The 22,488-nt window shown below is 72.9% G+C and carries 22 protein-coding genes; 8 read left to right on the top strand and 14 right to left on the bottom strand.

The window, feature by feature from the left end; all coding sequences use genetic code 11:
* Positions 1–62 precede the first annotated feature (62 nt).
* Positions 63–944, top strand: coding sequence for a serine hydrolase (locus C2865_RS05050; RefSeq protein ID WP_232835361.1), 882 nt, complete (start codon positions 63–65; stop codon positions 942–944).
* Between the two features lie 141 nt (positions 945–1,085).
* On the top strand, positions 1,086–1,469 hold the full coding sequence (locus C2865_RS05055) for a hypothetical protein (protein WP_106397064.1): 384 nt from the start codon (positions 1,086–1,088) through the stop codon (positions 1,467–1,469).
* Between the two features lie 102 nt (positions 1,470–1,571).
* Here C2865_RS05055 and C2865_RS05060 read toward each other — a convergent pair whose 3' ends face one another.
* The gene (locus tag C2865_RS05060; protein ID WP_106397065.1) at positions 1,572–2,246 is read right to left on the bottom strand and encodes a TetR/AcrR family transcriptional regulator; all 675 of its coding nucleotides are present in this window, start codon (positions 2,244–2,246) and stop codon (positions 1,572–1,574) included.
* Between the two features lie 72 nt (positions 2,247–2,318).
* On the opposite strand from C2865_RS05060, the gene C2865_RS05065 reads away from it, so the two are divergent.
* Both C2865_RS05065 and C2865_RS05070 read left to right on the top strand, forming a co-directional pair.
* A complete protein-coding gene (locus C2865_RS05065; protein WP_106397066.1) occupies positions 2,319–3,839 on the top strand; it encodes a serine hydrolase domain-containing protein in 1,521 nt (506 codons plus the stop codon).
* Between the two features lie 70 nt (positions 3,840–3,909).
* Entirely contained in the window at positions 3,910–4,398 is a 489-nt protein-coding gene (locus tag C2865_RS05070; protein WP_157963566.1) for a hypothetical protein, read from the top strand.
* A 14-nt stretch (positions 4,399–4,412) separates the two neighbouring features.
* Here C2865_RS05070 and C2865_RS05075 read toward each other — a convergent pair whose 3' ends face one another.
* The 7 genes from C2865_RS05075 to C2865_RS05105 form a co-directional block, all read right to left on the bottom strand.
* Positions 4,413–5,264, bottom strand: a complete 852-nt coding sequence (locus C2865_RS05075; RefSeq protein ID WP_106397068.1) for a formate/nitrite transporter family protein — start codon at positions 5,262–5,264, stop codon at positions 4,413–4,415.
* Positions 5,265–5,566: 302 nt separating this feature from the next.
* Positions 5,567–6,379: a phosphotransferase gene (locus C2865_RS05080; RefSeq protein ID WP_106397069.1), complete on the bottom strand. Its 813-nt coding sequence runs from the start codon at positions 6,377–6,379 to the stop codon at positions 5,567–5,569.
* 8 nt (positions 6,380–6,387) lie between these two features.
* The gene (locus tag C2865_RS05085) at positions 6,388–7,050 is read right to left on the bottom strand and encodes a DUF305 domain-containing protein (RefSeq protein WP_106397070.1); all 663 of its coding nucleotides are present in this window, start codon (positions 7,048–7,050) and stop codon (positions 6,388–6,390) included.
* 89 nt (positions 7,051–7,139) lie between these two features.
* Entirely contained in the window at positions 7,140–7,589 is a 450-nt protein-coding gene (locus C2865_RS05090) for a DUF6153 family protein (RefSeq protein ID WP_198652920.1), read from the bottom strand.
* Between the two features lie 33 nt (positions 7,590–7,622).
* Complete coding sequence (locus C2865_RS05095; protein WP_106397071.1) at positions 7,623–8,462, bottom strand: SDR family NAD(P)-dependent oxidoreductase; 840 nt, start codon at positions 8,460–8,462, stop codon at positions 7,623–7,625.
* Positions 8,459–8,974: a nuclear transport factor 2 family protein gene (locus C2865_RS40535; RefSeq protein ID WP_106397072.1), complete on the bottom strand. Its 516-nt coding sequence runs from the start codon at positions 8,972–8,974 to the stop codon at positions 8,459–8,461. The genes C2865_RS05095 and C2865_RS40535 overlap by 4 nt, the downstream gene beginning before the upstream one ends.
* An 11-nt stretch (positions 8,975–8,985) precedes the next feature.
* Entirely contained in the window at positions 8,986–9,882 is an 897-nt protein-coding gene (locus C2865_RS05105; RefSeq protein WP_106397073.1) for a hypothetical protein, read from the bottom strand.
* Between the two features lie 142 nt (positions 9,883–10,024).
* Between C2865_RS05105 and C2865_RS05110 the strand changes: the two genes are divergently transcribed.
* Both C2865_RS05110 and C2865_RS05115 read left to right on the top strand, forming a co-directional pair.
* Complete coding sequence (locus tag C2865_RS05110; RefSeq protein ID WP_106397074.1) at positions 10,025–11,167, top strand: sensor histidine kinase; 1,143 nt, start codon at positions 10,025–10,027, stop codon at positions 11,165–11,167.
* Complete coding sequence (locus tag C2865_RS05115) at positions 11,164–11,814, top strand: response regulator (protein ID WP_106397075.1); 651 nt, start codon at positions 11,164–11,166, stop codon at positions 11,812–11,814. The genes C2865_RS05110 and C2865_RS05115 overlap by 4 nt, the downstream gene beginning before the upstream one ends.
* A gap of 25 nt (positions 11,815–11,839) precedes the next feature.
* On the opposite strand, the gene C2865_RS05120 is transcribed toward C2865_RS05115, so the two are convergent.
* The gene (locus tag C2865_RS05120) at positions 11,840–12,511 is read right to left on the bottom strand and encodes a TetR/AcrR family transcriptional regulator (RefSeq protein ID WP_198652930.1); all 672 of its coding nucleotides are present in this window, start codon (positions 12,509–12,511) and stop codon (positions 11,840–11,842) included.
* Between the two features lie 139 nt (positions 12,512–12,650).
* Here C2865_RS05120 and C2865_RS05125 point away from each other — a divergent pair, with 139 nt between their 5' ends.
* Positions 12,651–13,757, top strand: a complete 1,107-nt coding sequence (locus tag C2865_RS05125) for an ABC transporter permease (protein ID WP_106397077.1) — start codon at positions 12,651–12,653, stop codon at positions 13,755–13,757.
* A gap of 56 nt (positions 13,758–13,813) precedes the next feature.
* Complete coding sequence (locus tag C2865_RS05130; protein WP_106397078.1) at positions 13,814–14,905, top strand: ABC-2 transporter permease; 1,092 nt, start codon at positions 13,814–13,816, stop codon at positions 14,903–14,905.
* A gap of 19 nt (positions 14,906–14,924) precedes the next feature.
* On the opposite strand, the gene C2865_RS05135 is transcribed toward C2865_RS05130, so the two are convergent.
* From C2865_RS05135 to C2865_RS05155, 5 genes are read right to left on the bottom strand one after another with little or no spacing between them, the layout of a single operon-like run.
* Positions 14,925–16,385 (bottom strand): serine/threonine protein kinase, encoded by a 1,461-nt coding sequence (locus C2865_RS05135; protein ID WP_232835362.1) that lies wholly within the window; start codon positions 16,383–16,385, stop codon positions 14,925–14,927.
* A gap of 60 nt (positions 16,386–16,445) precedes the next feature.
* The gene (locus C2865_RS05140) at positions 16,446–18,161 is read right to left on the bottom strand and encodes an ABC transporter ATP-binding protein (RefSeq protein WP_106397079.1); all 1,716 of its coding nucleotides are present in this window, start codon (positions 18,159–18,161) and stop codon (positions 16,446–16,448) included.
* Positions 18,158–19,930 carry an ABC transporter ATP-binding protein gene (locus tag C2865_RS05145; protein ID WP_106397080.1) on the bottom strand — a complete coding sequence of 591 codons (1,773 nt, stop codon included), beginning with the start codon at positions 19,928–19,930 and terminating at the stop codon, positions 18,158–18,160. The genes C2865_RS05140 and C2865_RS05145 overlap by 4 nt, the downstream gene beginning before the upstream one ends.
* Entirely contained in the window at positions 19,927–20,910 is a 984-nt protein-coding gene (locus C2865_RS05150; protein ID WP_106397081.1) for an alpha/beta hydrolase, read from the bottom strand. The genes C2865_RS05145 and C2865_RS05150 overlap by 4 nt, the downstream gene beginning before the upstream one ends.
* A 30-nt stretch (positions 20,911–20,940) precedes the next feature.
* Positions 20,941–22,386, bottom strand: coding sequence for an MFS transporter (locus tag C2865_RS05155; RefSeq protein WP_106397082.1), 1,446 nt, complete (start codon positions 22,384–22,386; stop codon positions 20,941–20,943).
* Positions 22,387–22,488: the final 102 nt, after the last annotated feature.

Genomic DNA, 22,488 nt, shown 5'->3' on the forward strand with positions numbered 1-22,488 from the left:
CGCGTCGCGGTAGCCTCGACCGTGCCCGCAGCCCGACCTCCGTCCCGCAGCGGGGGTGCGGCGTGACGGCGGTGATCGAGGGCGCGTTCCGCGAGGCCGGAGTCGTCGGCTGGCTGCACGCGGTCGACCTGGACTCCGGCCGCGAGATCGGCGTGCGCCCCGACGAGAGCGTGGTGCTCGCCTCGGTCTTCAAGGTCCCGCTCCTGGTCGCGTTCTTCCGCCGCGCGGCGGCGGGCGAACTCGACCCGGTGGAGCAGGTGGCGCTTCCCCCCGGCGCCAGGGTGGCCGGCGGGACCGGGACGTCGGTGCTGCTCGACGAGATCCGCATGTCGCTGCGCGACCTGGCCTGCATGATGATCACGGTCAGCGACAACACGGCGGCCGACACCGTCCTGGAACGCGTCGGCCTCGACCACGTCAACCGGACCCTCACCGACCTGGGCCTGGTCCGGACCCGCGTGACGGGGAGCGCGGGCGACCTGCACGCCTCCCTGATGGCCGACGCCGGGGTCACCGACCCGGCGGACCTGTGGACGCGGCTCACCGACCCCGGGGTGGCCGGACGCCTGTCCGCGCTCGACCCCGCCGTCTCCAGCCGCGGCACCCCCCGCGAACTGACCCGTCTCCTGGCCGCGATCTGGCGCGACGAGGCAGCCCCCGCCCCCGAGTGCGCCCAGATGCGCCGCATGCTGGGCCTCCAGATCTGGCCGCACCGCCTCGCCTCCGGCTTCCCCTACGACGACGTCCTCGTCAGCGGCAAGACCGGCACCCTGCTGACCCTGCGCAACGAGATAGGCGTGGTCGAGTACCCCGACGGCGGCCGCTACGCCCTGGCCGTCTTCACCCGCGCCCGCAGCACCGCCGCCACCCATCCCCGCGCCGACGCCGCCATCGGCACCGCCGCCCGCCTCGCCGTCCAGGAACTCCGCGGCTGGGCGTCCTGACCCGCCGTGCCCGCGCCGGCGGACGTTGAAGTTCTCGTGGCAGACGGGTGAACGATGCGTGCGAGGTCTTTTTCGGAACGATTCCCTGGTTCAAGATCGGTGACGGCAGGACTCGTTATCCACTCGAGATGAGAGGGAATAATGAAGAAACTGGTCAAGGCCGCCGTGGTGGGAATCGGCGCCGCCGCGATGACTTTCACCCTCGCCCAGCCGGCGTCGGCCAATTCGTTCTCGGCCTCGGTCGGGGACGGCACCGTCAGCTACAACGACGGGACCGACAGCTTCTGCGCGCAGGCCTACAACACCGAGGGCGCCCGCTGGGTGCAGGTGACGCTGGTCCCGATCAGCCGGTCCGGCCCCAGCCCCTCCTGGCGGGACAACAACAACTACTACGGCCACTCCGGCAGCACCTGCCGGAGCCTGGCCACGGCCTACGAGGACACCCACTACCGCGCCGACATCAAGTCCTACTGGGGTGAGCGGGGCACCGTGGTGACCCATTCCTCGCGCTACTTCTACAGCTGATCCCTTATCTCGTACGCGCCGTGTCCCCCGGGTCCGCCATAAAGGCCGCCGGGGGATACGGCCGTTTCACGGTAAACTTTTCCCCGCCGCCGGACCTGCGATTCAGGACGGATTTCCGTACGCCTCGGGCCGCCCTTTCGCGATGTACTGGCGGCATTCTCCGGTGAAGACGGCGGCGAGTTCGGCGTCGATGATCGACGCAGTGAGGGCGGTCGCGGGGATTTTGTTCACGCCCGAGGGATCGCGGTAGACCTGCATCGCCAGACCCTCCGCGACGGCGGCGAGGCGGACGGCCGCGGGCCACGGGTCGAGGTCCGGCGCGACCTCCCCGCACTCCTTCCCGTTGTGGACCGCCTGGGCGAGGTCGTCGCGCAGCGCCCGCGCGGTCTCGGCGTCGACGTCGGCGAGCTCGGGGACGTCCAGGGCGCGTCCGGCGAACGCCCTGGCGACGCGGAACTCGGTGCGGCGCGTCTCGTCCAGGGGGACGAGTTCGGCCATCGCCTCGGCCAGGACCCGGGAGATGGGCTGGTGGTGCCGGATCCCGGCGCTTATCCGTTCTTCGATCCGGCCCCGGATGCGCGCGCTGGCGTACCTGAACGCGTGCAGGAGCATCGCGTCCTTGGTGCGGAAGTAGTGCTGCACCAGGCCGACCGAGATCCCCGCGGATCCGGCCGTGCGGGCGACGGTGACGGCGTCGAGCCCGCCTTCGGAGATGAGTTCGCAGACCGCCACGGCGATCTGCCGCCGGCGTTCCTCGTGATCGGCTGTCCTCGGCACTTGATGACCATACCGCGATACGGTAAAAACCGTATGAGCATATGGTTATTCGAGTCGCCACGAGGAGTCATCTTGCGAGACCGCCTGCGGCACGCCGCCGCGAGCGTGGCAGCCCTCCTGTTCTGCCTGCTGTTCTGCGTCCCCGTCGCGTCGGCGTCCACCGGCTCCGACCGGTACGCCGCCATCGACGCTTACGTCCGGGACCGGATGGAGGCCACGCACGTACCCGGGCTCTCCTACGCCGTGGTCGGTCCCGACGGCCCGCTCCACCAGCGCTCCTGGGGCACCGACGGGCGCGGCGGGCCCGTCACGGCCGGCACCCCGTTCCTGTGGGGGTCGGTCGCCAAGCCCGTCGCGGCGACCGGCGTCATGGCCCTCGTCCAGGACGGGCGGCTCGGCCTGGACGACAGGGTCGTCGACCACCTGCCCGGCTTCCGCTTCGGCGGCACCGCGCACGCCGCCGAGGTCACGGTCCGCCACCTGCTCGACCAGACCGCGGGCCTCCCCGCGTCGGCCACCTTCGCGGTCGCCGACTGCCTGAGCGCGGACTGCCCCCGCCCGGCCGAGCGCATCGGCGCCCTGGACGACGTGCGGCCGCTCGGCCCGCCCGGCACCGCGTACGCCTACACGAGCGCCAACTACCTGGTGCTGGCCGCCGTGGTCGAGGCGGTCACCGGACTGCCCTTCGCCGAACACCTCCGCCGCGCCGTCCTCGACCCCGCGGGCATGGACGGCGCCATCGCGGACGCGGCGTCGGCGCGGAAGCGGGACCTGCCGCCGGGGCACCAGCTCCTGTGGGGCCTCCCGTCCGCGATCGCGGACGGGTACGACGACCACGGCGCGAGCTACGGCTACCTGGGCGGCGACCTGAACGACCTGGCCGCCTTCGCGTCGTTGCAGCTCCGGTCGGGCAGGACCGCCGACGGGGGAACCGTCCTGACCCCGCAGTCCGTACGGCTCATGCGCCGAGAGGGCGAGCTCCGCCCCACCGGCGCAGGCACCGGCTACGGGCTGGGCTGGCGGGTCGGCGGCCTGGACGCGCCGCTCGACGGCGCCGTCTGGCACACGGGGGCGACCTTCGGCTACTCGGCGATGATCTTCCTGCTGCCGGAGCAGGGCACCGCGCTCGTCCTCCACCAGAACCTGCACGGCCTCTTGCACGACGGAGCGGTCATGCAGGCCGGCTTCGGAGCCGCCAGGCTCCTGGCGGGCGGCGACCCGCCCGCCGCGCCGTCCGCGTCCCCCTACCACCTGGCCGTCTGGGGGACCACCGTCCTGGCCCTGGCGTTGACCGCGGCGGCCGTCCGCTCGGCCTTCCTCCTCCGCCGTCCCTCCCTCGCCTCTCCGCCGCGCCGCGCCGCCGTGGCCGCGGCCTGGATCCTGGCGGGCGCGCTCCCCTGGATCGTCGCGGTGCCCCTCGTCGTCCAGATGGGCCCCGGTCACCTGTGGAACTGGTTCCCCGACATCTCCACGGCCCTGTGCGCCGGAGCCGTCGCGGGCGCCGCCACCGCGGCCCTGCGCCTGGTCCGTGCCGTCCGCGGTGCTTCTGGTCGGCAGGCGTTCCGAACGACAGGGGGTGATGGCGCGTCATAAGAGCTGCCGGATGCCCATCCGAGCTGCTCCCCGGCGGTTCGCCGGGGAGGACTTACTCGAGGAGATGACGATGAGACGTGGACTCGCCGCGGTGCTGACGGGCGCGCTGGTGCTCTCGCCGATCGTTGCGGTCCCGGCGGCGGCCGCCGGGCCGAAGCTGGGCCCGCTCGGATACGGCAAGCTCAAGATCGGCCAGACCAAGAAGCAGGCGCGCCGGACCGGCACGATCGTCCTGGAGCGCAGCGACGGAGGGTGCACCGGCTTCGACCTGAAGGCCTACCGCACCCCCGATGACGAGGTCGGGGGCTACATCTCCAAGAAGCACGGCGTGGTCGCGATCTTCGCGGCCAAGGGGATGCGCACACCGCGGGGCATCGGCATCGGCGCGACCATGGCGCAGGTGAAGAAGAAGTACCCGGGCATGCGCGAGGAGATCAACCACTGGTGGGCCCCGGCCTCCGGGGGCAAGAAGAAGACCCAGTACTGGTTCATGTTCGACCAGCGGAACAAGCTGTCCCAGCTGGGTCTGGTCTCTCCGAAGCAGGACTGCTTCAACTGACCCCGGGCGGGCGCTTAGGCGTCCACCTTGACCGGGGTGTCGAGCTGCCGGGGGGCCGGCCGGTCCGGGCCCCCGGCGGCCCGCCCGTGGGTGGCGTAGAGCGTGAGGCCCACGAAGGTCAGGCCGCCGACCAGGTTGCCCAGGACGGTCGGGATCTCGTTCCACACGAGGTAGTCCATGACGGAGAAGTCGCCGCCGAGCATCAGGCCGGACGGGAACAGGTACATGTTCACGATCGAGTGCTCGAAGCCCATGTAGAAGAAGAGCAGGATGGGCATCCACATGGCGATCACCTTGCCCGAGACGGACGTCGACATCATCGCGGCGACGACGCCGGTGGAGACCATCCAGTTGCACAGGACCGCGCGCACGAACAGGGTCAGCATCCCGGCGGCACCGTGCTCGGCGTAACCGACCGTCCGGCCCTCCCCGATCGTGCCGATCTGCCGGCCGACCTCGTTGGGGTCCATGGAGAAGCCGACCGTGAAGATCACCGCCATCATGACCGCGACGGTGATCGCGCCGGCGAAGTTGCCGGCGAAGACCAGCCCCCAGTTGCGCAGGACCGAACGCACCGTGACGCCCGGCCGCCTGTCGATCAGCGCGAGGGGCGTCAACGTGAAGACCCCGGTCAGCAGGTCGAATCCCATCAGGTACAGCAGGCAGAAGCCGATCGGGAAGAGCACCGCGCCGAGCAGCGCCTCACCCGTCTGCACGGTGACCGTGACCGCGAACGCCGCCGACAGCGCCAGGACGGCACCCGCCATGTAGGCGCGGATCAGCGTATCTCGGGTGGACATGAAGGCCTTGGCCTCGCCTGAGTCGATCATCTTCTTCACGAAGTCGGGCGGGTTCACATAGGACACGGGGCACTCCTTCGCCGGGGGTGGGAGGCCCGCGGACTCCGCGGGCGCTCACTGGCACTCCGGAGTCTGTGCAGCGAAGATTTCCGTTGTGTGACACGGCTGGGAGCATCAAGTCACGTCGGTTTCACGCCCCCGCCGCCCCCCTGTTAGGGACGGGGCCCGCGTGCCTCGTCGCGGTCCTCGCCGTGACCGGCGGCCTGCGGGGCCAGGAGCGCTCCGGCAGCGGCCGGTTCTCCACCGCGAACTGCCCGTACTCCCCGCTCCTCGCCCCGGGCATCCCGTGACCGGCCGGAGACCGGGGCTCAGGTGAGGGCGTCGATCGCGGCGGGGGTGTCGAAGTCCAGGTAGGCGGCGGCGTAGCGCTGCACGAGGGCCAGGCAGACCTCGTCGCGTTGCCAGGCGTCGTGGCTGAACGTGGCGAGCCAGACCGCCAGGCCGTGGGCGGCGGAGGCGCGGTAGCGCAGCCAGGCGTCGTCGCGGGTGGGGCGTTCGCCGGACGGGACGTCGAGGGCGTTGCGGTACTCCTCCAGGAGGTCGGCTTCGCTCGCGCGGCGGTCTTCGACGGTGAGGGCGCCCTGGAGGAAGTAGCCGACGTCGAGGGACCAGTTTCCCCGGCGCAGGACCTGCCGGTCGAGGAAGCCGACGCCGCCGCCGGGCAGCACGTAGGTGTTGCCGATGTGCGGGTCGCCGTGCAGGAGGGTCCGCGGGCCGTGGGCGAGGGTGCCGATGTAGCGGGTCCACAGGTCTTCGACGAGCTTCTCCCGGGTGAGGGCCCGCACCTCGGGAGCGATCGTGTCGCCCGCCTTGCGGAGCGCGCGCGGGATGCCGTGGCCCATGTTCTGCCAGGCGACGAACGGCTGCACCCAGCCGAGGCCCGGGTGGTCGTCGAACCTGCCGCCCCAGAACGCGCTGCGCAGGCGCGCGAGTCCTCGCAGGCCGCTCGCCGCCTGGTCGGCCGTCAGCGGTCTGGTGGAGTCGCGGGGGTCGCAGCCCCGGGCGGCCAGATCCTCCATCACCATGATGAAGTCGAGGTTCGGCTCGTCGATGACGGCGGCGTAGACCTCGGGGTGCGCGACGGGCAGGGGGAGGCGCCTCGGCGCCTCCCCCTGCTCCACCGGGGCGTCTACTCGCCCAGCAGCTTCTTCATCTGGTCGATCTCGGTGGACTGGCCGGTGATGATGGCGGCGGCGAGGTCCTTGGCGGGAGCGTAGGCGCCCTGCTCCTTCTCGGTGGTGGCCATGGTGACGGCGCCCTGGTGGTGGGCGATCATCATCTCCAGGAACCGGGTGTCGAACGCGGCGCCCGACAGCCCCGCCAGCTCGGTCATGTCGGCCTCGCTCATCATGCCGGGCATGCCGCCGTGCTCGCCCGCGCCGTGGTCGGCGCCGTGGTCCATGCCCGGCATGTCCTCGGCGGGGACCTCCTCGCCCCAGGCGGTGAGCCATCCGGACATCGTGGTGATCTCCGGGTCCTGGGCCTTCTTGATCTGCACGGCGAGGTCCTTGACGGCCTGGGACCCGGCGCGTCCGGGTGCGAGGTCGGCCATGGTCACGGCCTGCCGGTGGTGGGGGATCATGCCCTGGGCGAAGGCCACGTCCTGGTCGTTGTGCTGTCCGGCGGCGGCCGGGGACGACGCCGGCGGGGTCGCGGGGTGCCCGCTGGCGGAGGCCGCGGGGTGGTGGTCGGCGGTGCCGTCGCCGCCGCAGGCGGCGGTCCCGAGCACGAGGACGGCGGGAAGGACGGCCACGGCGGCGGCACGGCGAACGGGGAAGCGCTTGATGATCATGTGAGTGCGGCTCCTGGGTCTGCATGGAGAAGAGGAAGGCGTGCCGCCGGAGCGGCACCGGTTCCCGAAGCGGTCGGGTACCGGGGCCTCTAGATCCGCAGGAGTTGTAGACGCGCCAGGTCGGGAGGCGCCCGTTCCGCCGAGGTGCGCTGCAGGGCCGTCACCGCGGTGGCCGCGGGAGCATGGGGGCGGAAGGGCGGAGCGGGGGGCAGGTGGGCGGTGCCGACGCCGGTGGCGGCGCAGTCGGCGACGGAATGACCGGCGTGGTCTCCGGAGGAGTGGTGCGAGCAGGGCGAATCGGCCGCCGCCCTCTCCTCGGGCGCGGCGAGCCGGCCGCCGTCCGGCCGCTGAGCCGTCGCGGCGTGGGCCGAGTGGCTCGCCTGCCGCATGCCGTCCGCGGCCGCCGCGGGCGCGGCGGCGGGAAGGGCCGACGCCGTCAGGCCGTGCATGCCGACCAGACCGGCCGTCACCAGCAGGGCCAGCAGGACGAACACGCCTCCCGTGGGGAGCGTGTTCACCTGCCGCCGGTTTCCGGTCACCGCCACAGCCTATTCACCGTGCCGGGGAGTCCGTCAGGGGAGAGGGGGGAAGACCGGGCCGCCGCCGAACATCTTCCGGGGGGAGACGGGCGTTCCGCCGTCGGGTTCGGAGAGGCCGTATTCCACCGCGGCCTCCGCGCTGATGACCACCTGCCCGGTGCGGAGGTGGACGCCGGGGTCGGCGGCCAGGGCGGCTATCACCCTTCCCTGGAGCTCGGGCGTCTCGGTGTCCTTGATGGAGACGCCGAAGACCCTCTCCCTGCCGCTGGCCAGCAGCCGCTCGGTGCGGATCAGGCCGGGCCACAGGGACACCACCGTGACCCCGTGGTCGCGCAGCTCCAGAGCGGTGTCGTGGGTCATCTTGTCCAGGCCGGCCTTGGAGATGCCGTACAGGGCGGAGTGCAGGTAGGCGCGGGTGCCCACCGACGAGATGTTGACGATCATCCCGGCTCCCCGCGCGACCATCGCCGGGGCGGCGGCGCGGCTCGCCACGTAGTGGGCGCGCAACCCGATCCCGATGAGCGGGTCCCAGTCCGACACGGGGCGCTCCCAGAAGGGTTCGGGCCGTTCGTGGTCCATGTCCGCGGGGGCGGCCCAGGCGTTGTTCACCAGCAGGTCCAGCCGCCCGTGCTCCTCCTCGACGCCCCGGACCAGCGCTTCGACCCGGGCGTCGTCGGCGTGGTCGCACACGACCGCCCGCCCGCGCCCGCCGGCCTCCCGCACCCGTTCGACCGTCCGGGCCAGCCGCTTCTCGTTCCGGCCGGAGACGACCACCGTCCACCCGGCCTCGCCCAGGCCGACGGCGATGCCCTCCCCGACGCCGCGGCTCCCGCCGGTGACCAGCGCGATCCGTCCTTCACCCGAGGTGCTCACGCGTGACTCCCTTGGAAAGAGGTTCCTTCGGGCAGCGGACGGACCATCTCCCACAACACCGTCACACGGGACGACCGGATCCTCCACCGCCCGTCTTCCAGCTCGTAGCGGTCGTCGTACTCGATGGCGCTGACCTTCTCGGTCCGCGCGACCCGGTCGACCTGCCGGAACCGCAGGCTCCATGCGCCCTCGGCGCGCCCCTCGCCGAGCAGCTCGATCACCGGGTTCGCCGCGTGGTGCATGTCGAGGACGATGTACCGCCCGTCCCCGTCCCGCCCCAGCGCGATCCTCTTGAAGACCTCGGTGAGCGCGGCGGCCCCTTCGAAGGCCCCGAGCGGCCCGTAGTCGAGGACCGCCCCTTCGGCGACGAAGCACGCCCGGAACGCCTCCGCGTCCTTGCGGTCGCACGCCCGCAGGTACCGGTGCTTGACCGTCTTGATCCGCTCGATCGCCTCGAGCGCCGCGACGCGCTCCTCCACACTGCGGGCCGCCTCGCCCGAGATCGACTCCATGCCCCCAGACGCTAGGGCTCCTCGGCCCCTGCCGCCACCCCTCCTCTCGCCCAGCGGAACCGCCCCTCGCGTCCCCACCGCGTCTTCCCGCCCGGCTTGAAGACGGACAGTGCCACCGCCGTCCACAGCAGGGCGACGAAGCACGCCATGCAGACCACCAGGGCGAGGCCGACGCCGCCCGGGTCGGCGGCGGGGTCCTCGGTCCTGAGCTTCAGCTGCTCGATCCATCCGCTCTCGACCGTGGCGGCGACCGGGAGGCTCAACGCGATGAGGAGCTTGAGCAGCACCCACCAGTGCCTGACCAGCCCCCAGGGCGTGCCGAGGGAGACCACGACGCCGGTGATGAGGGCCGCGAACACGCTCGGGATGACGATGGCCAGGTCGAACAGGTGCATGATCTCGTACGCGCCGTGCCGGATCACGGGGTCGTCGGTGGTGGCGCCGGCGACGGCCAAGGTCAACATCCCCAGGGAAAGGCCGAGCCAGCCGACGCTGATGCCGACGTGCAGGGCCAGCCAGACCTTGCGGGAACGGCGCTTCAATCGGGGGAAACGCGGCTTCAGCCTCACGGCGATCAGCGTGGAGAGGGCCATTCCGGCGAACGGCACCTTGTGGGCGAGGAGAAAGAGGAACTGGGCCGGGATGAAGAGCAGGTGGAAGACGATCAGAATCCGCCTGGCGCGTGCGGCCGCCCGCGGTATGCCGAGTGCCCGGCCGCAGCCGGTCGAAAGGACCGCGGCCAGCGCGTAACCGACCACGCCGGCCGTCTGGAAGAGCGCGTGCGGGGCGTCCTCCCTGAGCAGGATCAGCGTCCCGGCGACGACGGAGAACACAGCGAAGGCGAAATGTGTGATCTGTTGCGCGCGTACGCCCGGAGCCACCTGGCCGGGCCGTGTCTTGAGGTGCATTCACCCAGGTTCGCCAGACGGGAACGGGCGGGGCATCGACCGATACACGCTTTCGGATCGGTAGAAGGGCGACGGTTTCCGGTGCCCGCGTACGACTTTCTACCGATGCCGGAAAATCGTTGCGCGGTTAGTGTGAACGTTCATGGGACTGCGGTCGCGGCTCACGTCGTACGGGCGCCCGGCGATCGAGGCGGCGCTGCCGCTCGCCATCGCCGTGAGCACGGCGTCCAGTGACATCGACGCGGCCCGGGCGGGCGGCTACAACCTGGCGTACTTCGACTGGGACCCGTCGCCCGGCATCGCGATCCCGTTCGGCCTGCTGGTCGGCGCCGCCGTCTGGGGCAGAAGGCGCCGACCGGTGCTGTTCGTGGTGCTGGCGCTGGCCGCCTGGGTCGTCCTCTCCGCGTTCGTCGCCCTCATGCTCGCGCAGTACACCCTGGCGGAGCGGACCGCCTCACGGCCGAAGATCGCCGTCAGCACGTTCGTCGGCGCCGTCGTCGTGGCCATCCCGCTCTGGCGGGTGGGCGGCCCCGACGCCGCCGTCCCGCCCGCCGCGGCGATCTGCCTCGCCCCGGCGCTGCTCGGCCTGTACGTCGGCACCCGGCGCGAGCTGATCGCCAGGGTCCGCGAGCGCGCCGAACGGGCCGAACGCGAGCAGCACCGGCGCGTCCTGCAGGCGCGCAGCGACGAACGCGCCCAGATCGCCCGGGACATGCACGACGTCGTCACGCACCGGGTGGCGTTGATGGTGCTGCACGCCACGGCCCTGGAGGCGGCGCAGGGCCGGGACGCCGTCGAGATCGGCGCGCGGATCGGCGCCATCGGACGCGAGGCGCTGGGCGAGCTCCGCTCCCTGGTGGAGGTCCTGCGCACCGGTGACGTCGCGCTCGTCCCGCAACCGGGCCTGGCCGATCTGGAGGACCTGGTCGCGGCGTCCCGCCGCACCGGAACGCCGGTGGAGTTCGAGATGGTCGACGCCTCCCGCGGCGAGCGCGTTCCCGTCCTGGTCGAGCACGCCGTCTACCGGGTCGTCCAGGAGGCGCTGAGCAACGCGCACAAGCACGCCGCCGGCGCGAGGACGCGGGTCCGGGTCGAACGGGTCCCCGGCGCCCTCCGGCTCTCGGTGACCAACGGCCGGGGCCGCTCCGGCGCCCCCGGCCTGCCGGGCGGCGGGCACGGGCTGCTCGGCATCGCCGAGCGGATCAGGCTCATCGGCGGCGAGCTGACCGCGCGCCCCGTGCCGGGCGGGGGCTTCGAGATCAGAGCCGAGGTGCCGCTGGGATGATCCGCGTCCTGATCGCCGACGACGAGTGGATGGTCCGCGCCATGTTGCGCACCATCATGGAGACCGAGCCCGACATCACCGTGGTCGGTGAGGCGACCGACGGCGAGGCGGCGCTGCGCGAGGCCCGGTCCCGGAACCCGGACGTGATCCTGATGGACATCCGCATGCCGCGGACCGACGGGCTGACCGCCACCGAACGCCTCGCCCGCCTTCCCGAGGCGCCGCGCGTCGTCGTGCTCACCACGTTCGATCTGGACGAGTACGTCCGGGCCGCGCTGTGCCACGGAGCGGCGGGCTTCCTGCTGAAGGACGCCTCGGCCCAGGAGATGATCACCGCGGTGCGCAGCGCGGCGCGCGGCGACGCGGTGCTCTCGCCCAGGGTGACCCGTCGCCTGCTGAGCCGCGTCACCCGCGAGGACGCGGTGCGCGCCGAGGCCGAGCGGCGCCTCGCCGTGCTCACCGCCAAGGAACGCGAGGTCCTGGTCGCCGTCGGCGGGGGGCTGACCAACGCCGACATCGCCGCCGCGCTCCACATGAGCGAGGCCACGGTGAAGACCCATGTCGGCCGCATCCTCGCCAAGCTCTCCCTCGCCAACCGGGTCCAGGCCGCCATCCTGGCCCACCAGGCCGGACTGCTCTGCCCCTGAGCCGCCCGGCCGGGCGCGGGGCGGCTCAGAGGTTCGCCAAGTCCGCGGCCCGGAAGCCCGCGGGGGTGCGGATGCTCTCGGGGGGAAGGGTGTTGGGGGCCAGGAGGAGGCCGCCGATGGCGTCGAGGACGAAGCGGCTCAGGCTCTCCCAGGTGGCGTGGGCGTTGCGGCCTTCGGACAGTTCGAGTTCGAATCCGGCGCTGATCCGAAAGAGCAGCGGGCGCACCAGGCGCCAGCGCATCCACATGATCTCCGGGGGGATGTCCGCCGCCGTCCGCGCCACGGCCCGGACCGCCGGGCCGGTGTGCGGGCCGGCGAGTTCGGGGAGGACCTGCTCCTCCAGCGCGGGATCGGCCAATGCCTGGGTGACGAAGCGCGAGTAGTAGGTGGGCGGGCCCAGGCGGTCCAGGTGGATGAGGGTGGGCAGCAGCACGCAGGCGAGGTGCTCGCGCGGGTCGGACGAGCCGGCGGCCTCCTGCGCCATCGCGCGGCCGATCTCGTCGGTGTGCCTGCGGTGCTCCCGGATGATCTCCAGGACGAGGCCGAGCTTCGTGCCGAAGTGGTAGGCGACGGCCGAGTGGTTGGCCGCGCCCGCCTCCTCGGCGATCCGGCGGGCGGAGACCCCGGGGCCGTGCAGGGCGATCAGGCGCTCGCCCGTCGCCAGCAGCTGCTCGCGGGTGGATGCCTTCTCCGTCATGGCCGCCATCCTCCCATCTGTGAGAACCGTCTCTCCGGCGCGGCTGCGGCCCGAGTGTTAAGTCAGATGGCTTAATCTTATACCCATATTTAAGTCGATTGACTTAAGCGACGTCCGTGACGCGAGGGAGACCGATCTGATGCAGGCGACGGACACCGTCCCCGCCGAGGGGGAGCAGGAGGCGGGCCCGGCGGGGCGGCGCCAGCCCCCCAAAGCGGTCATGTACTTCTTCATCGGGCTCATCCCGTTCATCCTGGTGATGATGCTCGTCACCGTTTACACCTCGGCGATGCACCAGCCCACGCCCCGCGACCTGCCCGTCGCGGTGATCGGCACCGGGCAGCAGGCGACCGGGCTCGCCGGTCAGCTCAACGCCGCCGAGGGATCGCCGGTCGAGGTCCGCACCGTCGGCAGCGTGTCCGAGGCGCGGAGCCTCCTGGAGAGCCGGGAGATCGGCGCGGCCTTCCAACTGCCGTCCACGCCCGAAGGCGCCGCCACGCTCTACACCGCGCAGGCCGCCGGCATGGGCCAGGCGTCGATGGCACAGGCGGTCTTCACCGGGATCGCCGCCCGGCAGAACCTGCCGGTGGACCACCGCGAGATCGCGCCGCTGCCGCCCGAGGACGGCATGGGCGTCTCCGCCATGATGATCGTCACCGGCTGGATCCTGGCCGGGTACATGATCGTCACCATGGTCGTCCAGGGCGCCCCCGAGCTGTTCACCCTGCGGCGGATGCCGGTGTACCTCGGGGCCTGGGCCGCGCTGATGAGTTTCATGGTGTGGCTGATCGCCGACCCGGTCGTCGGGGCGGTGGGCGGTCACGCCTGGGAGATGCTCGCGCTCGGCTGGGCGACGATCTTCGCGGTCGGGCTGGCGCAGAGCTTCATCGCCCGCCTGGTCGGCGGGCTCGGCTCCGTCCTCGGCGTGTTCGTCCTCATGTACCTGGGTGTCCCGGCCTCCAACCTGGGCCTGCCGGTGAAGGCGATGCCCGCCTTCTTCGAGTGGCTGCACGGCGTCCTGCCGACGCCCGCCGCCGGAGAGGCGCTGCGCGCCGTCCTGTACTTCGGCGGCGACGGGGTGAGCGGGCACCTGCTGGTCCTCGCGCTGTGGGGCGCGGTCTCCGTCGCGGGCTCCGTGGCCCTGGACTCGGCGCGCAACCGGCGCAAGCCCGCACCCGGTCCGGGCGAAGGCGACAAGGCGGTCGCGGACGAGCCCGCCGCTCCGGCCATGCCCGTCCCGGCCTGACCCGCACCCGTATACCCCGTACCGAGCTTCCCCGTCTTCTTCCCCAGAGGTTTCGCATGTCCTCCACCAGCGGCCAGCATGCCGCCGTCTCCCGGAAGGGCGCATCGCCCGCCGCCAGGTATGTCCTGGTCGGGCTGTTCCCGTTCCTCATGGTCGTGATGATGGTCGGCGTCATGCTGACGGCCATGCACCAGCCCGAACCCCACCGGATGCCGCTCGCCGTCGTCGCCTCGACCGCCGCCGAGGCCGAGCTCACCACCTCCCGGCTGGCCGAAGCGACCGGCGAGGCCTTCGACCTGCGCACCGTCGGCACCGAGGCCGAGGCCAGGGACCTGGTCCTGGAACGCGAGGTGGCCGGCGCCTACGCGGGGCCGTCCGTGCGCGGCAGGGGCCAGGCCGTCGTCTACGTCGCGGGCGCTGCGGGCGCGAGCCAGTCGCAGACCATCACCGGCGTCCTCACCGGCTTCACCGCCCCGCAGGGCGTCACGCTCCGCACCGAGGACATCGCCCCGCTGCCCCCCGCCGACGGCGCCGGCATCTCCACGCTCTACCTGACCCTCGGCTGGATCCTCTCCGGCGCGATCTTCGTCCTGGTCATCGGGGCCGCGGCGCCCCAGCTGATGCGGCCGCGCACCTTCGCGGCGGTCGCCGCGGGCTGGGCGGTGTTCATGGGCTTCGCCGTCTGGCTGGCGGTCGGGCCGGTCATCGGCGCGATCGACGGGCACGCCGAGCTCATCGGCGTCGGCGCCCTGGCCTCCTTCACCGGCGCCCTGGTCACGGCCTTCTTCGCCCGCCTGCTCGCCCCGCTCGCGGTGAACCCGGCACTCGCCCAGATCGCGGGCGTCCCGGCGATCGGCCTCCTGGTCATCCTGGGCGTCCCGTCCAGCGGCGGCGCGGTCTCGATCTGGATGGAGCCCTCGTTCTTCCAGTGGCTGCACGGCGTCCTGCCGATGCCCGCCGTCCTGGAGACCGCCCGCTCCATCCTCTACTTCGACGCCCGCACCCTGGGCGGCCACATGACCGTCCTGCTGGTCTGGCTCGTCGCGGCCCTGATCCTCAACTTCGTCCCCCTCAGCGGAAAGACCCCCGCCGAGCCCTCATCGGAAGGGGAGGGACTCCCGTCCCGGCCCGCCCCCGTCCCCGCCTGACGGCGGCCGCACCACGGGGCTACGGGTGGGAGACGCAGGTGGTGCCGTTCGCCCGGACGTCGGGCTCGGCGGGATGGCGCCAGCGGCATACGGCCGTGAGGTCGGTCGTCTTCGAACCGTTGCCCCGGCAGGTGAGAGTCCCGTTGTAGTAGAAGTACAGGGAGTAACCCTGGGACGTGCAGTACCGGGCCATGTCCGGCCCGGTGACGGTGCCGAGCGTCCTCGGATCCGACGGAGGGGGCTGGCTCGACGGGGAGGGCGGCCTCGGGGGGCTCGGCTTCTCGGTGGCCGGCGGCCTCGTGCCGCTGGGCCTGGGCGCGTCGTCCGGATCCCGGGGGCTGTTCCGGTTCTTCGGGGTCCTGGACGTACGGGGGGTCTGCGTGGGGGAGGGCATCGCGACGGCCTGCTGCCCCTCGGAGACGGTGGGATCCGGCGGCGGGAGGACCTTGCCGGAGAGGTCCCGCGGCGTCTCGGCGGGCTTCTCCGTTCGAAGGGCCGGGACGGCGGAGAAGACGGCTGCGACGAGCGCCAGCACGCCCAGTGCGGCGGCTCCGAGCCGGAGACGCCGCCCGCACTTCTCCGGGGACGCGGGTTCTGGCCCGTCGGGCCGCTCCGGCCCGTCGTCGCGGGTTTCGGGAGGCGGGCCGCCACCGGTGTGCCAGACGGGCGCCGGGAGGGCGCGAAGGCGGTCGCCGACCTCGACGGCGGTGGGGCGCAGGGCGGGGTCCTTCTCCAGGCAGGCGCGGATGATCGACTCCAGCCGGCCGTCCATGCCGTCCAGGTCCGGTTCGCCGTGGAGGATCGTGTACATGACGGCGGAGACCGACGCGCCGCCGAAGGCGTTCCTGCCCGTGGCGGCGTAGGCCATGGTCGCGCCCCAGGCGAACAGGTCGGCCTCCGGGCCGGACCCGTCCCCCCGGAGGTGCTCGGGCGCCGTGTAGCCGGGCGTCCCCACGGCCTGGCTGCCGGTGAGCGACTGGCTGAGATCCAGGGCACGGGCGATCCCGAAGTCGATCACCACCGGGCCGTCCGGGCCGAGTATCACGTTGCCCGGCTTGAAGTCGCGGTGGACCACACCGGCCCGGTGGATCGCGGCCAGCGCCGTCACGGTGTTGAGGGCCAGCCGTTCGAGTGCCGCCCCGCCGCGGACGCCGGTGTCGCGCACCGAGGCCAGCAGGGACGGGCCGTCGACGAATTCGCTGACGATGTAGGGCTGCTCGTTCAGGACGCCGCTGCCGAGCACCTGGGCCGTGCAGAACGGCGCCACCCGCTTGGCGAGCTCCACCTCGTCCAGGAAGCGGGCGCGGGCGCCGTCGTCGGTGATCAGGTGCGCGTGCAGGAGCTTGACCGCCGCGCGCCGGCCGCTCTCGTCGGCGCCGAGGTAGACGGTGCCCTGGCCGCCGGCCCCGAGCCGGCCTTCGATCAGGTAGGGGCCCACGCTCGCCGGGTCCGTCGGCAGGAGCGGTGACGGTTCGCCCACGCGCCCTCCAGAGGTTCTGAGCGCAATGATCCTATCCGCAGCCCGTGTCGTCGCGGCGCCTCATCCCCGCCCCGCCGGCGTCGTGGAAACGTCCCAGAAACCGGCGTAGCGGCCGCCGCGGCGCAGCAGCTCGTCGTGGCCGCCCTCCTCCACGATCCGGCCGCCGTCCAGGAAGACGATGCGGTCGGCACGCCGGACGGTCCGCAGCCGGTGCGCGACCATCACCACCGTGCGGCCCGCCATCAGGCGCTCGACACCCTCCTGTACGGCCGCCTCGTTCACCGGGTCCAGCGCGGAGGTCACCTCGTCCAGCAGCACGACGGGCGCGTTCTTCAGCAGCGCCCGCGCGATCGAGACGCGCTGGCGCTCGCCGCCCGACAGCAGCGCGCCACCCTCACCGACGTGCGCCGCCCAGCCGCCGGGCAGCCGTTCGACCACCTCGTCCAGCCGTGCCGCGGCCGCCGCCGCCCTTACCTCGGCCTCGTCGGCGTCGGGGCGGCCCAGGCGCACGTTCTCCTCGATCGTGCCGTCGAAGAGGTAGACGTCCTGGAAGACGATCGCGATCCGCGACATCAGCGCCTCGGTGCTGATGTCGCGCACGTCCACGCCGCCCACGCGGACCGCGCCCCCGTCCACGTCGTGGAACCGCGCGAGCAGCTGCAGCAGGGTGCTCTTGCCCGCGCCCGACGGTCCGACGACGGCGAGCCGCTGCCCCTCCGGAACGGACAGCGACAGGTCGTCGATCACCGTGCGGCCGCTCTGCCGGAAGGTGACGGACGCGAACTCCACACCGTGGCCCTGCGGCCGGACCGGCTCGGAAGGCTCCGGCAGCGGCTCGGTGCGCAGCAGGGCGTCGAGCCTCATCAGCTCGGAACGGGCACCGCGGAGCCGGCCACCGAGGTCCGAGAGCGACAGCATCGGGTCGGCGCAGCGGGCGGCGAGCACCAGGATCGCCAGGAGCTCGGCCACTCCGATGTTCCCGCCGAGCGCCAGATGGGCGCCCAGGGCCAGCATCGCGGTGAACGTCGCCTGCACGGTGAGGGCCAGGCCCAGCACGCCGGGCAGCGCCGCCAGCGTGGAGCGGCGGGACGCGCGCCGCAGTTCGCGCAGCGAGTCGTCGAGCGTCTGGAACCGTTCGGCGGTGCGGCCTCCGGCCCGCAGCACCGGCTGGGCCTGGAGGTACTCGATGACACGCCCGGTCGCCTCGTGCCCGCGTTCGTGGCGCTCCGCGTCGGTGGCCTCCATCGCGCGCCCCGCCCTGGCCTGGACCACCGCCACGAGCGGCACGGCGACCAGCGCGGCCAGCCCCATCCGCCAGTCGAAGGCGAGCAGCACGCCGACGATCACCAGAGGCGTCACACAGGCGGAGATGAACGGCGCCAGGAGATGCGCGATCACGCCCATCGCCTGCAGGACGCCACCGGAGGCCAGGGCGGACACCTCCCCGACCCTCCCGCCGCCGTACCAGCCGAGAGGCAACCGGGCCAGGTGGTCGCCGAGGCGGTGGTACATGCCGTGCAGCAGTGTGGTCCCGGCGTGGAAACCGGACCGGTCGCTGACGTAGCGCAGCACCGCGTAGCCCGCGACCACCGCGCCGAACGCGGCCAGCCACGGCCAGGCGTCCGCGGGCGTGCTCCCGAACAGCTCCCGCAGCACGGGAAAGAGCAGCGCGCAGGACAGGCCCTCGACCACCGCGGTGACCGTCATCAGGGCCACGGTGCGCCGCACCGGCGGGGCGTACTCGTGTCCCAGCACGCGCAGCAGCATGCGGATCATCGGTGTTCCTCTCCTCGCGTTTCGGTACCGTCGGCGGCCGCCGCCCGGTGGACGTGCCAGAGCTCGGCGAACTTTCCGTTCCGTGCCAGCAGCTCGGCGGGCGCGCCGCGTTCGACGATCGCCCCGTTCTCCAGCACCACGACGGTGTCGGCGTCGGCGATCGTCTCCAGGCGGTGGGCGATGACCAGGACCGTCCGGCCGTCCGCCCGTGCCGCCAGGGACCGGCGGACCGCCTGCTCGGTCCGCGGGTCGGCGAAGGCCGTCGCCTCGTCGAGCACGAGGACGGGCGTGTCGGCGAGCAGCGCGCGGGCGATGGAGATCCGCTGCGCCTCGCCGCCCGACAACCGCACCTCTTCGTCGAGCACCGTCTCGTAACCGTGCGGCAGTTCGAGGATCCGGTCGTGGACGTTCGCGAGCCGGGCGGCGCGCTCGACGTCCGCGCGGTCGGCGTGCGGCGCCGCCAGCGCGATGTTCTCCGCGACCGACGCGCGCAGCAGGCGGACGTCCTGGAAGACGAACGAGACCGCCCGGTACAGCTCCCGGCTCCCGATCTCGCGCAGATCGGCGCCGCCCAGGAGCACCGAGCCCTCGGCCGGGTCGAAGAACCGCGGCAGCAGCTGGACCAGGGTGGACTTCCCGCTCCCCGACGGCCCGACGACCGCGGTGACCGTCCCCGGTTCGAGCACCAGGTCGATCCCGCGCAGCACCTCGTGACCGGCTTCGTAACCGAACCGGACACCGCGCAGCTCCACCCGGTGCCCGCGCGGCGCGACCGGGTGGGCGGGCTCCGGCAGCGGCTCCACCGCGAGCACGTCCCGGATCCGGCCGACCGCACGTCGTGCGGCCTGCATGTCGTCGAAGCCGTGGCCGAGAGCCGCCACCGGGGCGGTCAGCCCCAGCCCCAGCAGAAGGAAGGGCAGCAGATCGGCGGCGGGCATGCCGCCGCCCGTGATGAGCGCCGCGCCTCCGGTCAGCACGACCAGCAGCACGAACGGCGGCGAAATGACCACCTGCATCCCCGCGGCGATCCCGGAGAGCCCGCGCACCATCCGGTAGAAGGAGTCGACGAACTCGTCCACGGCCGTGCGGAACGCGCGGTGGGCGCGCTCGGTCCCGCCGAAGGCCTTGACCACCGCGATGCCCTGGACGAACTCGACGACGGAGTTCGAGATCCGCCCCATGCCCGCGTCGAACTCCTCCTGCTCGCGCAGCCGGGCGGGAGTCATCATCAGGGGCACCAGCGCCACCGCCAGCACCACCGGGATCAGCGTGATCAGGGTCATGCGCCAGTCGACGGTGAACAGGTAGGCCAGCGACACCAGCGGCACCACGAACGCGGACACGAGCTCGCCGGGCGTGTGGGCGATGAACGGGTGCACGGCGCTCACGTCCGCGCCGACGACCTTCGCCAGCTCACCGGTCCGGCGCCGGGAGAACCACCCGATCGGCACGAGCCCCAGCCGTTCGGCCAGCAGCCGCCGGAACGACAGCTGCACCCGGTCGTCGAGAAGATGCCCGATCCCGGACGAGGCCGCCGTGAACACCAGCCGTGCGAACAGGCCCGCCGCCCCCGCGACCACGACGAGCCGCACATGACCGTGATCGAGCGGCCCGGGCGCCAGCAGCGCACGCCCCAGCTCGACGACCGCCAGCAGCGGCGCCAGCCCCGCGATGGCACCGATGACCTGAAAGACCACCAGGGCCGCGAAGCCCCGGACGTGCGGACGCAGCAGCCCCGCCGCGCCCCGCCCCTTCACGGCGGCGTTCATCGTCCATCCGCCTTCGGCGACCCCGTCGCAGGGTGCAGGCGGCCGCGCAGAAAGGCGAGGATCTCGCGACGTGCGGGCTTGGCGGCCGGGATCAGTCCGGGCACGCTGAGAAAGGCGTGGACGGCTTTCGGACAGCGGACCAGCCGGGCGTCGGTGCCGTCGGCGCGGAGCCGCTCGGCATACCGGGCTCCCTGATCCTCAAGGAGATCCAGCGCGCCGGTGACGACGAGCGCCGGAGGCAGGCCGGAGAGGTCCTCGGACCACAGGGGTGACACGCTGCGCGCGTCGAGGCCCTCCGGCAGGCTCAGCCTGCGGGCCGCGAGCAGCTTGGGCAGCGAGATCCCGGGATTGCCGGCGTTCGCGGTGATCGAGGGGTAGTCGGCCAGGGCGTCGGTCCAGTCCGTGACCGGGCAGGTCAGCGCCTGCGCGTGGATCGGCGGGCCGTCCTTGCGGGCGCGCAGCGTGATGAGCGCGGCGATCGTGCCGCCGGCGCTCTCGCCGAGGACCGCGACGGCCGCCGGATCGACGCCCCAGCCGCCGGGGTCCTCGAGGATCCGGACGAGCGTGTCGTAGCCGTCGTCGAACGGCTCCGGCAGCCGGTGCCGGGGGGCGAGGCGGTAGTCCACCGACACGACGACCGCCGGGCAGCGGGCCGCGAGGCGGCTGTTGAGCCAGTCGTTCTGCTCGGGGGTTCCCGCGATGAAGCCACCGCCGTGGAACGAGAGGATCAGCGGCAGCCTCGCGGCGGCGCTCACCGGACGGTGCACGCGCAGCCTCAGGCGGCGGCCGGGAAGGTCGATCGTGCGTTCCTCGATACGGGCGCGGCGGTCGGGCGGACCGGTGAGGATCCTTGCCGTACGCGACGACTGCAGGCGGGCGGCCTTCTCGCGGAGGGCGATCGCCTGCTCGCCGGTGAGAGCCGTCCAGTCCTGGTCGTCCTTGAGGATGAGGCGGGCGCGCAGCGGAGCCTTTTCTCGCATGATGTCCTTCGGGTTCGAGGGGTGCCGGGGTCAGTCCGCGTGCCGCTTCTCCAGGCGGCCGCCTGTCCGGTGCAGGACGGTGAGGGCGATGAGGGCGGCGGAGGCCAGGAGCGCGGCGCCGAGGGTCAGGCCGAGCGCGTAGCCGTCATTGAGGGTCTGGGGCGTGGCGGCCGGGCCGGTGCGGTGGTGGGCCGCGGTGCCGAGGGCGGCGAGCCCGAGGGAGGCGCCGATCTGGCGTGAGCTGTTGAGCAGGGCCGAGGCGGTGCCGGTCTCGTGGGAGGCGACGCCCAGGGTGGCGATGGAGGCCAGGGGGCTGAGGCAGAGCCCGAACCCGACGCCGGCGGTGATCGAGGGGCCGAGCACGTCGGCGGCGAAGGAGCCGTCCGGGCTGATCATGCCGAACCAGGCGAACCCGGCCGCGGTCAGGAGGGCGCCCGCGGTCAGGAGGGTGCGGGGCGCGAAGCGGTAGCCGAGCCTGACGGCGAGCACGGAGCCGGCGACCACGCCGAGGGCGAACGGCAGGAACATGAGCCCGGTCGGTGCGGGCCCGTTCCCGAGCACCTGCTGCAGGTAGAGGGACAGGAAGTAGAAGGAGGAGGCCATGGCCGCGCCGACCAGGAGGACGGCGGCGTTCGCGCCGGCGACCGAGCGGTTGGCGAACAGGCCGAGCCGGACGAGCGGCTCCCGGGTGGTGGTCCGCTCGACGAGGAGGAAGGCGGCCAGCAGCGCGGCGGCGGCGGCCAGGGTCGTCAGGGTGACCGGTGAGGTCCACGCGTACCGGTCGGTGCGCACGACGCCGAACACCAGCAGGGTCATGCCCGCGGTGGCCAGGACGGCGCCGAGCACGTCCGGGCGGCCGCGGCGGGCCGGAGCCGGGTCGGCGGCGACGCCCCGCCAGGCCAGGGCCAGCGCGCACGCGGCCATCGGCACGTTCACGAACATCACCCAGCGCCAGCCGGCGTACTGGGTGAGCACACCGCCGATCAGGACTCCGAGGGCGCCTCCGGCGGCGTTCGTCGCGCTCCACACGCCGAAGGCGCGGATGCGGGCCCTGCCCTCGGGGAAGGTTGCGGCCAGCAGCGCCAGCGCGGCCGGGGCCAGGGCGGCGGCTCCGACGCCCTGCGCGGCGCGGGCGGCCACCAGGTGGCCGGGTTCCTGGGCGAGGCCGCCGACGAGGGAGGCGAGGCCGAACAGGCCGAGCCCCAGCAGCAGGACCCGTTTGCGGCCGTACCGGTCGGCGGCGTTGCCTCCCAGGAGGAGCAGCCCGCCGAAGGTGAGCGCGTAGGCGTGGATCACCCAGGTCAGGCCCGCCGTGCCGAAGCCCAGACCGGCGGCGATCTGCGGGAGCCCGACGTTCACGACCGACAGGTCCAGCGACACCATGAACTGCACGACGGCCACCGCGGCGAGCGTGGCTCCCGGCCGGACACCCGGGCTCGGCGAGCGTGTTCCGTCCTTGTCTTGGATCGTGTGCATGCTGGACAAGGTGACATTCGGGCAGGTCGCGGGGCATCGTGCGGCGGGCGGCTTCTCCGCCTGCCACCCGGGAGGCAGGAACGAAACACCTACATCGTGGGG

The organism is Actinocorallia populi (assembly GCF_002995495.1).
Lineage (GTDB): Bacteria > Actinomycetota > Actinomycetes > Streptosporangiales > Streptosporangiaceae > Actinocorallia > Actinocorallia populi.

What these genes read in the sequence shown, in the direction of transcription:
- C2865_RS05055 (WP_106397064.1), top strand. Translation starts at nt 1,086, where the DNA reads ATGAAGAAACTGGTCAAGGCCGCCGTGGTGGGAATCGGCGCCGCCGCG.
- C2865_RS05070 (WP_157963566.1), top strand. Translation starts at nt 3,910, where the DNA reads ATGAGACGTGGACTCGCCGCGGTGCTGACGGGCGCGCTGGTGCTCTCG.
- C2865_RS05085 (WP_106397070.1), bottom strand. Translation starts at nt 7,050, where the DNA reads ATGATCATCAAGCGCTTCCCCGTTCGCCGTGCCGCCGCCGTGGCCGTC.
- C2865_RS40535 (WP_106397072.1), bottom strand. Translation starts at nt 8,974, where the DNA reads ATGGAGTCGATCTCGGGCGAGGCGGCCCGCAGTGTGGAGGAGCGCGTC.
- C2865_RS05105 (WP_106397073.1), bottom strand. Translation starts at nt 9,882, where the DNA reads ATGCACCTCAAGACACGGCCCGGCCAGGTGGCTCCGGGCGTACGCGCG.
- C2865_RS05110 (WP_106397074.1), top strand. Translation starts at nt 10,025, where the DNA reads ATGGGACTGCGGTCGCGGCTCACGTCGTACGGGCGCCCGGCGATCGAG.
- C2865_RS05115 (WP_106397075.1), top strand. Translation starts at nt 11,164, where the DNA reads ATGATCCGCGTCCTGATCGCCGACGACGAGTGGATGGTCCGCGCCATG.
- C2865_RS05120 (WP_198652930.1), bottom strand. Translation starts at nt 12,511, where the DNA reads ATGACGGAGAAGGCATCCACCCGCGAGCAGCTGCTGGCGACGGGCGAG.
- C2865_RS05125 (WP_106397077.1), top strand. Translation starts at nt 12,651, where the DNA reads ATGCAGGCGACGGACACCGTCCCCGCCGAGGGGGAGCAGGAGGCGGGC.
- C2865_RS05130 (WP_106397078.1), top strand. Translation starts at nt 13,814, where the DNA reads ATGTCCTCCACCAGCGGCCAGCATGCCGCCGTCTCCCGGAAGGGCGCA.
- C2865_RS05140 (WP_106397079.1), bottom strand. Translation starts at nt 18,161, where the DNA reads ATGATCCGCATGCTGCTGCGCGTGCTGGGACACGAGTACGCCCCGCCG.
- C2865_RS05145 (WP_106397080.1), bottom strand. Translation starts at nt 19,930, where the DNA reads ATGAACGCCGCCGTGAAGGGGCGGGGCGCGGCGGGGCTGCTGCGTCCG.
- C2865_RS05150 (WP_106397081.1), bottom strand. Translation starts at nt 20,910, where the DNA reads ATGCGAGAAAAGGCTCCGCTGCGCGCCCGCCTCATCCTCAAGGACGAC.
- C2865_RS05155 (WP_106397082.1), bottom strand. Translation starts at nt 22,386, where the DNA reads ATGCACACGATCCAAGACAAGGACGGAACACGCTCGCCGAGCCCGGGT.